Origin of the sequence: Arthrobacter globiformis, from assembly GCF_030815865.1 — a bacterium.
In the GTDB taxonomy this organism is placed as follows: domain Bacteria; phylum Actinomycetota; class Actinomycetes; order Actinomycetales; family Micrococcaceae; genus Arthrobacter; species Arthrobacter globiformis_B.
The window spans coordinates 615193-627698 of sequence record NZ_JAUSXI010000001.1 but is presented as its reverse complement, the minus strand read 5'-3'; the positions used below and the strand labels follow the sequence as shown (position 1 = coordinate 627698).

The 12506-nt window shown below is 65.8% G+C and carries 11 protein-coding genes; 8 read left to right on the top strand and 3 right to left on the bottom strand.

The genetic code is table 11. The annotated features are described in order from the left end of the window. Nucleotides 1-144 precede the first annotated feature (144 nt). The 6 genes from QFZ33_RS02920 to QFZ33_RS02895 all read left to right on the top strand — a co-directional run bounded on the left by QFZ33_RS02920 (nt 145) and on the right by QFZ33_RS02895 (nt 5354). Nucleotides 145-951 (top strand): DeoR/GlpR family DNA-binding transcription regulator, encoded by an 807-nt coding sequence (locus QFZ33_RS02920; protein ID WP_307031633.1) that lies wholly within the window; start codon nt 145-147, stop codon nt 949-951. Beyond that, nucleotides 948-1946 (top strand): 1-phosphofructokinase family hexose kinase, encoded by a 999-nt coding sequence (locus QFZ33_RS02915; protein WP_307024689.1) that lies wholly within the window; start codon nt 948-950, stop codon nt 1944-1946. The genes QFZ33_RS02920 and QFZ33_RS02915 overlap by 4 nt, the downstream gene beginning before the upstream one ends. Nucleotides 1947-1948: 2 nt before the next feature. Next, a complete protein-coding gene (locus QFZ33_RS02910) occupies nt 1949-3985 on the top strand; it encodes a PTS fructose transporter subunit IIABC (protein ID WP_307024687.1) in 2037 nt (678 codons plus the stop codon). 52 nt (nt 3986-4037) lie between these two features. Next, entirely contained in the window at nt 4038-4316 is a 279-nt protein-coding gene (locus QFZ33_RS02905) for an HPr family phosphocarrier protein (protein ID WP_102972873.1), read from the top strand. Nucleotides 4317-4574: 258 nt separating this feature from the next. Further along, a complete protein-coding gene (locus QFZ33_RS02900) occupies nt 4575-5039 on the top strand; it encodes an SRPBCC family protein (RefSeq protein ID WP_307024685.1) in 465 nt (154 codons plus the stop codon). Between the two features lie 48 nt (nt 5040-5087). After that, nucleotides 5088-5354, top strand: a complete 267-nt coding sequence (locus QFZ33_RS02895; RefSeq protein WP_307024683.1) for a DUF7218 family protein — start codon at nt 5088-5090, stop codon at nt 5352-5354. Nucleotides 5355-5394: 40 nt separating this feature from the next. Here QFZ33_RS02895 and ku read toward each other — a convergent pair whose 3' ends face one another. Continuing rightward, nucleotides 5395-6528: a non-homologous end joining protein Ku gene (gene ku, locus QFZ33_RS02890; RefSeq protein ID WP_307024681.1), complete on the bottom strand. Its 1134-nt coding sequence runs from the start codon at nt 6526-6528 to the stop codon at nt 5395-5397. A 40-nt stretch (nt 6529-6568) separates the two neighbouring features. On the opposite strand from ku, the gene QFZ33_RS02885 reads away from it, so the two are divergent. Then, the gene (locus QFZ33_RS02885; RefSeq protein ID WP_307024679.1) at nt 6569-9169 is read left to right on the top strand and encodes an ATP-dependent DNA ligase; all 2601 of its coding nucleotides are present in this window, start codon (nt 6569-6571) and stop codon (nt 9167-9169) included. Nucleotides 9170-9261: 92 nt separating this feature from the next. Here the strand turns inward: QFZ33_RS02885 and QFZ33_RS02880 are convergent, their stop codons facing one another. Next, nucleotides 9262-9522 (bottom strand): hypothetical protein, encoded by a 261-nt coding sequence (locus QFZ33_RS02880; RefSeq protein WP_307024677.1) that lies wholly within the window; start codon nt 9520-9522, stop codon nt 9262-9264. A 295-nt stretch (nt 9523-9817) separates the two neighbouring features. Beyond that, a complete protein-coding gene (locus QFZ33_RS02875) occupies nt 9818-10324 on the bottom strand; it encodes a DUF2231 domain-containing protein (protein ID WP_307024675.1) in 507 nt (168 codons plus the stop codon). A gap of 450 nt (nt 10325-10774) precedes the next feature. Between QFZ33_RS02875 and QFZ33_RS02870 the strand changes: the two genes are divergently transcribed. Next, nucleotides 10775-12403 carry an MFS transporter gene (locus tag QFZ33_RS02870; RefSeq protein WP_307024673.1) on the top strand — a complete coding sequence of 543 codons (1629 nt, stop codon included), beginning with the start codon at nt 10775-10777 and terminating at the stop codon, nt 12401-12403. The last annotated feature ends 103 nt before the right edge of the window (nt 12404-12506 follow it).

Genomic DNA, 12506 nt, shown 5'->3' with positions numbered 1-12506 from the left:
TGACAAACCAACACGAACGAAGATAAAGTCAAGTACTTGCAGATCTGTGACAACGGTCACGGTGGAACGGATCGAAGCAATCGACAGATGCAGGAAAGACGCGCTGCAGGAAATGCAATGCAGTCAGTACGCAATGGAGGGTATGTGTTTGCCGAGGAGCGTCAGCAGCAGATCGCCGGGCTCGTTGCAGCCAGCGGCCGCGCCAGCGTGACCGACCTCGCCGAGCGCTTCCGCATCACCACCGAAACCGTCCGCCGGGACCTGGCTGCACTGGAATCGGCTGGCACGGTGCGCCGCGTTCATGGCGGGGCCGTCTCCGCAGACCGCTTCAGCACCACGGAGGAGAGCATCCTCGAGCGGACCATCCAGCGGCAGGCGCAGAAGCTGCGCATCGCCGAGGCCGCCCTCGGCTTCCTGCCGAAGGGTCCCTCCAGCAGTATCCTCCTCGATGCCGGTTCCACCACTGAAGTACTCGCCGACCTTCTGGCCCGCCGCGGCGCGGCGAGTCCTGCCAAGCCGGCCGAGCCGGGCCAGGAGCTGCTGGTCATCACCCACGCCGTTCCCATCGCCGCCAAGCTGGCCAGCACACCCGGCATAGCCCTGCAGATTCTGGGGGGCCGGGTCCGCGGGCTCACGCAGGCCGCTGTGGGCCAGGGGACCGTGGAAGCGGCCTGCAAGCTGCGACCGGACATCGCCTTCGTGGGGACCAACGGCATCCACGCCAGCTTTGGCCTCAGCACTCCAGACTCTGAAGAAGCCGCAGTCAAGGCTGCCTTCGTCCATTCGGCACGCCGCATTGTGGTCCTGGCCGATTCGTCCAAGCTGGAAGCGGAAACGCTCGTCCAGTTCGCCTCGTTGAAAGATCTGGATACCGTGATCACTGACCGCAAACCCGGTTCCGAACTAGCTGCGGCCCTCGCCGAGGCCGGGGTGGAGGTGGTAGTCGCATGATTGTCACCCTCACAGCCAACCCCAGCCTGGACCGGACGGTGGCGCTGCCCGGCCCGCTCGAGCGGGGCGAAGTCCAGCGCGCCGTTTCCGTCCGCCAGGAGTCCGGCGGCAAGGGAGTCAATGTTTCCCGCGCCCTCGTGACCTCCGGCCTCGAGACACTTGCGGTGCTGCCCGGCGCCGAATCCGATCCCGTGCTGGCTGGCCTGCGAGAAGAAGGCGTGCCCTTCGCGTCGCTCGCCATCCACGAAGCGCTGCGCACCAACGTGGCCCTGACAGAGCCCGGCGGTGTGACCACCAAGATCAACGAACCCGGCCCGGTCCTCGCCGAAGACGCCCAGGAGGCGCTGATCAGCCTGCTCCTGGAACGTTCGCGCGGAGCCAGCTGGGTGGTCCTGGCGGGTTCGCTTCCGCCCGGTGTTCCCGCTGATTTCTACGCCACAGTCACCCGGCGGCTGCGCAATGCCGACGCCGGGGCGGGTGTTCCGAAGATTGCTGTCGACTCTTCCGGTGCTCCCCTGGCAGCGGCCGTCGCCGGCGACACAACAGAAGCGGTGTCCGAAAAACCGGACCTGCTCAAACCCAATGCCGAGGAGCTGGCGGAACTGGCCGCAGCAGCAGGTTTTTCCTCGGCAAGCACGGCTGAGGAACTCGAAGCGGATCCATACGCTGCCGCCGCGGCAGCTGCCGCCGTCGTGCGTTCCGGTGTGGGGGCCGTGTTGGCAACGCTCGGTTCGAAGGGCGCTGTCCTCGTGACGGCCGACGGCGCGTGGCTAGCCACGCACCCGCCGGTCACCGCAGTCAGTACGGTCGGCGCGGGCGACTCGTCGCTGGCCGGCTACCTGCTGGCCGCCAGCCAGGGCGCCGCCCCGGCTGACTGCCTCCGCCAGGCTGTGGCGCATGGCGCCGCCGCCGCTTCCCTGCCGGGCTCCACCGTTCCGGCAGTCCACCAAACAACCCCCGACGCCGTAACCATCACGGCCCTCCGGAAGGATTGACAGTGACTCAGCTCATCACCGCGGACCTGGTCGAGCTTGACCAGAACCTGGGCAATTCGCCCGAGGACGTGATCCGGCACCTGGCCGGCCGTGTTGCCGCCAACGGACGCGCGAGCGAAGTTGAAGGCCTCTTCACCGATGCCTTCGCTCGCGAGCAGAAGACCGCAACCGGCGTGCCCGGTGGCATCGCCATCCCGCACTGCCGCTCGGCCGCCGTAACCGAACCCACCCTCGCAATGGCACGCCTGTCCCAGCCCGTCGACTTCGGCGCCAAGGACGGCCCCGCCGACCTCATCTTCTTCATCGCTGCACCGGCCGGCGCCGACCAGGAGCACCTGAAGCTGCTGTCCAAGCTCGCCCGCTCGCTCATCAAGAAGGACTTCACCGGTGCGCTCCGGGCGGCCAGCTCGCGGGAAGAAATCGTGGAGCTCGTGGACAACGCGTTGGCGGACAAGCCGGCTGCCGCTGCTGCACCGGAAACGGCAGCCGCCGCGTCGGCCGCAGCCGGCGCTGCTTCCGGCGGTGCCGCGTCCGCCGGACCCCGGCGCCTGGTCGCCGTCACGGCCTGTCCCACCGGCATCGCGCACACCTACATGGCCGCGGACTCCCTCGTGGCCGCTGCCAAGGAAGTGGGCGTGGACCTGCAGGTTGAAACCCAGGGCTCCTCCGGCGCCAAGCCGCTGGACCCTGCAGTCATCGCCGCTGCCGACGCCGTGATCTTCGCCGTCGACGTGGACGTTCGCGGCAAGGAGCGCTTCGCTGGCAAGCCGGTCATCAACGCACCGGTCAAGCGCGGCATAGACGAGCCTGCCAAGATGGTCCAGGAAGCCCTGGACGCGGCGGACAACCCGCGCGCCCACCGTGTTCCGCACTTCGGTGCCGAGGAGCAGGCTGAGCGTGAGGCCTCCGAAAAGGGCGAGCACATCGGGCAGAAGCTGAAGAAGGCACTGCTCACCGGCGTGAGCTATATGATCCCGTTCGTGGCCGGCGGCGGCCTGCTCATCGCGCTGGGCTTCCTGCTTGCCGGTTTCGACATCGCTTTGGGCACCAAGGCCAACGACATCCTGGCCAACAACTCCCTGGTGAACCTGCCTGACGGCAATCTCGCACTGTACCTCGGCACCGTTTTCTTCAAGATCGGTGCCCTGTCCATGGGCTTCCTGGTTCCCGCCCTCGCTGGCTACATTGCCTACGCAATCGCCGACCGTCCGGGTATTGCACCCGGCTTCGTTGCCGGTGCCGTCTCCGGCTTCATGGGCGCCGGCTTCCTCGGCGGCATCGTCGGCGGCCTGCTCGCCGGCTACATCGCCCACCTGATCGGAACATGGTCAGTGCCGCGCTGGCTCCGTGGCCTGATGCCCGTCGTCATCATTCCGCTGCTGGCCTCCATCATCGCCTCCGGCGCGATGTTCCTGTTCCTGGGCGGACCCATTGCCGCCATCACCGTCGGCCTGAACACCTGGCTCTCCGGCATGTCCGGCGCCTCGGCCGTCGTCCTTGGCATCATCCTCGGCCTCATGATGTGCTTCGACCTCGGCGGCCCCGTGAACAAGGTGGCCTACGCCTTCGCAGTCGCAGGCCTCGGCGCCGGCAGCGCCACCAACCAGGCACCCTGGCAGATCATGGCCACCGTGATGGCCGCCGGCATGGTGCCGCCGCTGGCAATGGCCCTTGCCACCGTCCTGGACAAGAAGGTCTTCAGCCTGGCCGAGCGCGAAAACGGCAAGGCGGCCTGGCTGCTGGGTGCCTCCTTCATCTCCGAGGGCGCCATTCCGTTCGCGGCAGCTGACCCGCTCCGCGTCATCCCCGCCAGCATGGTCGGCGGCGCAGTCACTGGTGCCCTCACCATGGCCTTCGGCGTTACGTCACAGGCACCCCACGGCGGCATCTTCGTGTTCTTCGCCATCGGCAACGTGGTGATGTTCATCGTGTCCATCCTGGCCGGAACCGTGGTCACGGCCATCATCGTGGTGGCCCTCAAGCGATGGGCTGCCCGCAAGGCCGTTGATACGGTGGAGTCCGTCCCTGTAACTGTCTGACCCCCGCTGTCCTTCAGCATTCCAACCCGCACTGCAATTGCAAGGAGCAGAAATGTCCGAACGTAACGCAACCGTCGCCAGCCGCGTAGGCCTGCATGCCCGCCCCGCCGCCATCTTCGCCGAGGCCGCGGGCGAGTTTGACCTCGACATCACCATCGCCCGCGAAGGGGAGCCTGCTGACGAAGCCATGGACGCCGCCAGCATCCTTTCCCTCATGAGCCTTGGGGCATCGCACGGCGACGTTGTGGTGCTCCGGGCAGAGGGTGATGGCGCCGACGCCGCCCTCGAGCGCCTGGTCCAGATCCTGGAAACGGATCACGACGCCGAATAGGCACCGCGCGCTTTTACGGCCGGTCTCCGCAGCAGGTCCCCTTAGTGGACTGTTGCCGAGGTCGGCCGTAGCCGTTTCCGGATGGATTTTGCTGCTGGTGCGTGCCGAGGGGGACATCGCGCCTGATGAGCGGGCAATTCCACCTAAGTAAGCAACCTTAGTAGTTTCTTGTTTTTGCTTCTGCGTCCTACTAGCTTGGAACTGTGGCCAGCCATTCGAATGACCGGCGGAACTGCCAGACTGAAGGAGGATGACAGAGTGGAAACCTTGCAGGAAAGCGTGGACGTCGAGGTACCAGTCAGCACCGCCTACAACCAGTGGACACAGTTCGAATCGTTCCCCCGCTTCATGAAGGGGGTCGAGTCCGTCGAACAAATCGACGAAACCTCCCTCCATTTCCGAACCAGCGTGGCGGGCGTTAAGCGCGAATACGACGCGCAGATCCTGGAACAGACGCCGGACCGGTGCATCTCCTGGGTCAGCAAGGACAAGCCCCGCAACGCCGGCAGGGTTACCTTCGAGAGCCTGGGCGAGGACCTCTGCCGGGTGAACGTGGAACTCGAATGGGAGCCGGAGAGCCTGCTGGAGAGGGCCGGAGCCGCCGCCCACGTTGATGAGCAGCAGGTGTCCTCCGACCTCGCGCGGTTCAAGGAGTTCATCGAAAGCCGGGGCATCGAGACGGGCGCCTGGCGTGCCGCTGTGGACCGGGGCGAAGTGACCTGATCCCGCGACCGTTCGCATGCGACCGATCGTTCCCTCACGGAGGTAGCCATGCCAGAGAAGAAGAACCCCAGCCTGAAAGATCCCAAACTCTACGAAGAGCTCCGCGACGAGGGGGCCTCGAAACAAAAGGCTGCCCGCGTCTCCAACGCGGCGGCCAAAAAGGGACGCTCCGAGGTGGGCCGCAAGGGCGGCAAGTCAGGCGACTACGAGGACTGGACCGTTGATCAGCTCAAGGCCAAAGCCAAGGAAATCGGCCTCAAAGGGTATTCAGGCAAGAAAAAGAGCGAACTCGTCTCTGCGCTCAGGAATTCCTAGGCGGGTGCACGTGCAGCCGCGCGGCGGGGCGCCCGCCCTTTCAGGCGCCTTTCCGCGCGGTCTTCGCCGTGGACTTGGCCGCGGTGCCTGTCTTCGACGCAGTACCGGACTTGGAAGCAGTGCTGGTCTTAGAAGCAGTGCCGGCCTTAGAAGCAGTGCTGGTCTTCGACGCCGTGCCGGTCTTGGCGGCGCCGGCGGTCTTGCTCCGGGTCCTGGCTGTACCGCTCTTGGCAGTTTCGGCGTCGGAATCCGCAGCGTCTTTTTTGGCGGCGCTGCTCCGGCCGCTGCCGGCCCTGCCGCCGCTGGTGCTGCGACCGCCGCGCTTGGCGGGTTCAGCCGGCTCGTCGTCAGCCGACTCCTCTTCAGGCGACTCCGGTGCGGCCGCCCCTCCCCCGCGCTTCTTGTCGAGGCTGCGCTTCAGGGCCTCCATCAGGTCGATCACTTCGCCGTTGCCACCCTCGGCCTCGGCACCGAACGTCTCCTCCGTGTCCAGCGCGTCGCCCTTTTCCAGCTTCGCCTCGATAAGCTGCCGAAGCTGTGCCTGGTAGTCATCGGTGAACTGCTCGGGCTCGAAGTCGGACGCCATGGACTCCACCAGCGCGGCGGACATCTCGCGTTCCTGCGCGGAGATGCGCATGGACGTGTCCAGGGACGGAAACGCTGCTTCCCGGACTTCGTCCGCCCACAGCAGCGCCTGGAGCATCAGAACGTCGTCGCGGATCCGCAAGGCACCCAGCCGGGTCTTGTCCCGCAGCGCGAACTGCACCACGGCCACGCGCTCGGTATCCTCCAAGGCCCGGCGCAGCAGCATGTAGGCCTTGGGCGACTTGGAGTCCGGCTCCAGGTAATAGCTCTTTTCGAACATGATCGGGTCAAGCTGGTCCGAGGGCACAAACTGCACCACTTCGATCTCGTGGCTGTTCTCCGCGGGAATTGCCTTGAGCTCCTCCTTGGTGAGGATCACCGTCCGGCCGTCGGCCTCGTACGCCTTCTCGATGTCGGAGTAGTCAACGACCTCGCTGCAGACCTCACAGCGGCGCTGGTAGCGGATCCGGCCGCCGTCGGCGTTGTGCACCTGATGGAGGCTGATGTCATGGTCCTCGGTGGCGCTGTAGACCTTCACCGGGACGTTGACCAGCCCGAACGCGATGGCGCCTTTCCAAATGGCTCTCATGGGACAAGTCAACAGCACACAGGGCCGGAGGTGAAGCCCCATGGCCGGCGGTAAGGAACGCGTGCGGGTCGGCGGCCGCGAACTGACCCTGACGAACCTCGACAAGGTGATGTATCCCGCCACCGGCACCACCAAGGCGGACGTCATCGCCTATTACGCCGCTGTGGCCCCGGTGCTGATCCCGGCTGCCAGGAACCGCCCGGCAACCCGCAAGAGGTGGGTGCACGGAGTAGGAACCGCCGACCAGCCCGGCGAGATGTTTTTCCAGAAGAACCTGGACGAGTCCGCCCCGGGCTGGGTGCCCCGCGCCGCCATAACGCACAAGACCAACACCAATTACTATCCGCTGGTCAATGATCCGGCCACCCTCACGTGGCTGGCACAGATCGCCTCGCTGGAGATCCACGTGCCGCAGTGGACGGTGGACTCCCACGGCAGTGCCCTGCCTCCCGACCGGTTGGTCCTGGACCTCGATCCCGGGGAAGGCGCGGGACTGCCCGAATGCGTGGAGGTGGCCAAACTGGCGCGGACCATCCTGCAGGACGTGGGACTTGATCCCATTCCCGTCACCAGCGGCAGCAAGGGGATCCATCTGTATGCCGTCCTGAACGGGACACAGACCTCGGATGAGGTTTCCGCCTTCGCCCGTGAACTGGCCCGGGCGCTGGAGGCCGACCACCCGGACCTGGCGGTCAGCGACATGAAGAAGACCCTCAGGACGGGAAAGGTCCTGGTGGACTGGAGCCAGAACAACGCCGCGAAGACCACCATCGTTCCTTATTCGCTCCGCGGGCGCCTGCACCCCACAGTGGCGGCTCCGCGGACCTGGCGGGAGTTGAGTTCGCCGTCGCTCAAGCACCTGGACTACGAGGAGGTCATGCGCCGGGTGGCGGCCGGCAAGGATCCCTTCGCCCCGGTCAGTGCGGCCGCCGGGCACCCTGGCCCAGGCCACGCCGGCGCTGGCCGAGCTGACGGCGCCGGCAACGCGAACACAGCCCACCCGGACCCCGCACCCACGAAAACCGCCGGACCGCGCGGCGGCGGGCACGCGGATCCCCGGCTGAACAAGTACCGTTCCCTGCGCGATCAGGGCAAAACACCGGAACCGTTCACCGCGGAAGAGCACCACGCGGCAAAGGCCAACGGCGTCGCGGCACGGGCGGGCAAGGAGATCTTCGTCATCCAGGAGCACCATGCCAGCCGGCTCCACTTCGACTTCCGGCTGGAGCACGAGGGCGTGCTTGTCTCCTGGGCGCTGCCGAAGGGCGTGCCGGAGTCAGGGGACAAGAATCACCTGGCGGTACAGACCGAAGACCACCCCATGGACTATGCCGATTTTGAGGGCGACATCCCCAAGGGCGAGTACGGGGCGGGCAGCGTCAGCATCTGGGACAAGGGTGTCTATGAGCTAGAAAAATGGGTCAACGGCAAGGAAGTCATTGCCACACTGACGGGCCGTGAGGGCGGCGGGCTTGGGGGCACCAGGAGGTTCGCCCTGATCCATACCGGAAAGGGCCACGGGGAGGAGTCGCAGTGGCTCATCCATCTGATGGACAGGGTTCCGGGAACACGGAAAAAGCCGGGCGGCACCAAAGAGGCGGCGAGCCCCACGGTACCGGCCAGTCCGGCCCGCGCAGCGGCTTCCAAGCCGGCAGCATCCCGCGGCAGCTCCCTCCAGGAGGAGCCGGCCCCCATGCTCGCCTCGGCGGGCACTCTGGCGGACCTGCATGGCAGCGACTGGCTCTTCGAACTCAAGTGGGACGGGATCCGTGCGCTCGTGGTGGCGGACGGTGATCGAATCAGGCTCCTGAGCCGGAACGGCAACGACATGTCGGCCAGCTATCCCGAATTCACGGACAGGAGCTGCTGGCCCCCGCAGGACTTCATCGCGGACGGCGAGATCTTCGCCGTCGGGCCTTCCGGGCGGCCCGACTTCGGGCTCCTGCAGGGAAGGATGAAGCTGACCAGGCCGGGCGACGTGAAGCGGGCCCGTGCCACCATCCCGGTACGGATGATGCTCTTTGACCTGCTGGCCGACGACGGCGACGACCTGCGCAGGCTGCCCCTGAGGAAGCGGCGGGAACGTCTCGCCGACTTCCTCGAGCCCGGCGAGTGCCCGGTGGAACTGTCGGAGACCCTGGACGAGAAGGTGGAGCACATTCTGGAAAGCGCCCGCGAGCTGGGTTTGGAAGGCGTGATGGCCAAGCGCGCGGACAGCCGCTATGTGAGCGGGCAACGGACCCATACGTGGATCAAGCTCAAGATCGAACAGACCCAGGAAGTGGTGGTGGGCGGCTGGCGGCCCGGCAAGGGCGACCGGTCCAACACCGTGGGATCACTGCTGGTGGGCATTCCGGACGGCAAGACGCTGCGGTATGTGGGCCGCGTGGGAAGTGGTTTTAGCATGCGTGAACTCGAGGAGCTCCGGAAAAAGATGGAGGGGCTGGCGCAGGAGACGCCGCCGTTCGATAACGTTCCTTCGGCCGACGCGGCGGACGCGCGCTGGGTAAACCCGGCCCTGGTGGGTGAGGTGACCTTCGGTGAGTGGACCGGGAGCGGCAAGCTTCGCCACCCGGTGTGGCGCGGCTGGCGGCTGGACAAGGAACCGGTGGAGGTGGTGATGGAATCCCCGCAGTCCTGAAGAACCAGCCCTGATTGTCTGAGTCGCCACATGAAAATACCTGGCGACGCACGAATTTCGGGCGTCGCCAGGCGGTTCGTATTTTCGGCTGGTCAGGACGAGTGCGGCATCTGCGGACGGCCGGTCCGGTGGATTGCTGTCACAGCAGCGCCCTGTCCCACGCGGCCGGGGCTTGCGCCGTGTTCCTTGGGGTGGCGCCGTTTGCCGTTGCCATCCGGCCACTGCTTTGCCCCGCCCATTGCCGCGGTTACGGCCAGGGTCTCGGGAGTAGGCAGCGCCGGCGTGTCCATTGATTCCGCCAGATGCGCAGCGACATCCGGCTTGATGCTGCTTCCGTTGTGGGAGTCGGCCATTTGTTCTTCCCTTCCGCGATGAAATGAAGTGTTCCCCATATTTAGATCCGTAATTCCGCCGTTACCGGATAGCGAAGAAGCCCTGCTTCAGCGAAGAAGCATTGCGAAGGCAGAAACCTGAACAGGCGGAGTTAGTTGCGGCGGTGAATGCCGGGCACGGCGGCCAACAGTGAACTGCCCAACAGTGGACTGGTCGACAGTGGACTGGTGCCGCCATGGCGCGTCCATTACTCGAAGATCAGTGTTCCCATGGGTCCACCTTAGGCAGAAACACGCCGCCCGGGAAGAGATCTTCTTAGTCCTCGGCCCCGGTCCGGAAGGATCCTTCCCATACCGCTCTGGACCCCGACTCCCCGATCAGCGCCACAGTGGCCACCGCACCGCCGCAAAGCACCAGGGCGACCACGACGGCGACAATCCCCGCGATGCGGGACCCGGCGGCGCCCATTCGCCGCCTCATCCCCTCTGCCTGTGTGGCGCCGTACCGGAACCACAGCCACTGGGCGAGGGCAACAAGGAACACACCCACCACCCACGGCAGGAGCATCCCGGCAAGCTGCATATGGGCATTGATCCGCGGCGTGGCATCAACACGGTCCAGCAGCCAGGCGCCGGCCGCCACAGTGACCGGCACCAGGACAAGCGCCAACAGGGCGACCAGCGGCGTGACGATCCCCAAACGCCGTCGGGCGGCGGGCCAGAGAAGGCTGAGCAGCGTGCAAAGGGCCGCCAACGGAACGAAGACCACCGTGGCGTGGACGAGCAACACATGCATCGGCAGACCGCTGATCTCGTAGTCCATGGCGAACACCCTGTCTGGAAGTCATATAAACCGTCTGGAAGTTATGAACTCTCAGTCCCGGCCTCCCGGTCCACCGTCCCGGGTCCTAAACCTGGACCTAACCAATCAGACGAGTACCGCGGTTGAACGGTTCAATCGGCGGTTGTTGCACGTCGCCGAGCAGCGCCGGAATCGGGGCGCCAGGAGCGCCGGAATCCGGGCGAAATGGGGTCCGAAGAGCCCTGTTCCAGAAAAAGGTGATAACGATCGCCCGGGCCGCGGAAAATCCGCAGGATGGCGGGGCCAGATTGGCCAAAACAAATCTGACTTCAACGCCGTTTTGCCCCCTAAACCGGGCGATCATACGGCACCGAACTCTCGAAACCCATGGAAATCACGTAAAATTGAAGGCCTGCCCGGAGCGGGGCAGCTATAAGTCGCAAGCAAATGACCTCCACAGGAGTTGCCCAAATGCCCACAGACCGAAGCACGACCGACTCTTCAGCAGGCGCCAGGAACGCCAGCGGAACCGACCAGGCCGCACCCCAGAGTGCGAAGAAACCAAAGCTGCTCGCGCGGCGCCGGCTCAAGGTATCCGACGTTAACGTCGTAGACCAGCCCATGCTCAAGAAGGCCCTCGGCGGCACCATCGTGGGCAACACCATGGAGTGGTACGACGTCGGCGTATTCGGCTACCTCATCACCACCATGGGTCCGGTGTTCCTGCCGGAGGCCGACAAGAGCGTGCAGACGCTGTTCCTCCTGGGCACGTTCGCTGCCACCTTCATCGCCCGCCCGCTCGGCGGCGTCGTGTTCGGCTGGCTTGGCGACAAGGTGGGCCGCCAGAAAGTCCTCGCGGCCACGCTGATGCTGATGGCGGCGAGCACCTTCGCCGTCGGCCTGCTGCCCGGCTACGCACAGATCGGCATGTGGGCAGCGGCCCTCCTGGTGGTCCTCAAGCTCGTGCAGGGCTTCTCCACCGGCGGCGAATACGCCGGTGCCACCACTTTTGTGAGCGAGTACTCGCCGGACAAACGCCGCGGCTTCTTCGCCAGCTTCCTGGACATGGGCAGCTACCTCGGCTTCGCCCTGGGCGCCGCGCTGGTGTCCGTGCTGCAGCTGACGCTGGGCCAGGCCGCAATGGAGGATTGGGGCTGGCGCCTGCCGTTCCTGATCGCCGGTCCCCTGGGCCTGATTGCCGTGTACTTCCGAAGCAAGATTGAAGAGTCCCCGCAGTTCCAGGCCACCCTGGACGCCCAGGAGGAACTCGCCAAGGACGCTGCCGCCGGTGATGAGGCTGCAGCAAAGGGCCCGGTAGGAATCGTCAAGGCCTACTGGCGCTCCATCATCGTTGCGATGATCCTCGTGGCCGCGGCCAACACCGCCGGCTACGCGCTGACCTCCTACATGCCCACCTACCTCACCGAGTCCAAGGGCTACGACCCCGTCCACGGCACGCTGCTCACCATCCCCGTCCTCGTGGTCATGAGCCTTTGCATTCCGCTGACGGGCAAGCTCTCGGACCGCATCGGCCGCCGCCCGGTTCTCTGGATCGGCGCCGTCAGCACCGTGATCCTGGCTGCCCCGGCCTTCATGCTGATCGGCATCGGCAGCATCTGGTCAACCCTGGCCGGCCTGTCGCTGATCGCGTTCCCCGTGGCCTTCTACGTTGCGAACCTCGCCTCGGCACTGCCGGCGCAGTTCCCCACGGCCAGCCGCTACGGCGCCATGGGCATTGCCTACAACTTCTCCGTGGCAATCTTCGGCGGCACAACGCCGTTCATCGTGGCTGCCCTGATAAGCGCCACCGGCAACGACATGATGCCTGCCTACTACCTGATGGCCACCTCGGCCGTTGGGGCCGTGGCCATCTACTTCCTCAAGGAATCTGCCCAGCGCCCGCTGCCCGGCTCCATGCCCAGCGTGGACACCCCGGCGGAGGCCCGTGAACTGGTGGCCACCCAGGACGAGAACCCGCTGATCGACCTCGACGAGCTGCCGTTCGAGACCGCCGATGAACTGAACAGGGATTTGGGTAAGGAAAGTGATCTGGACGAGGAACTCGACGACGAACTGAATAAGGTGCCCGCCGGCGCCTGACGGCGCAAAAGGCTGACGCTGATGAAGGCCCGTCCGGCATTCCCCACCTCTGGGGCATGCCGGGCGGGCTTTCGCGCTGCCCGGCCTGTTGCTCGTCTCACTT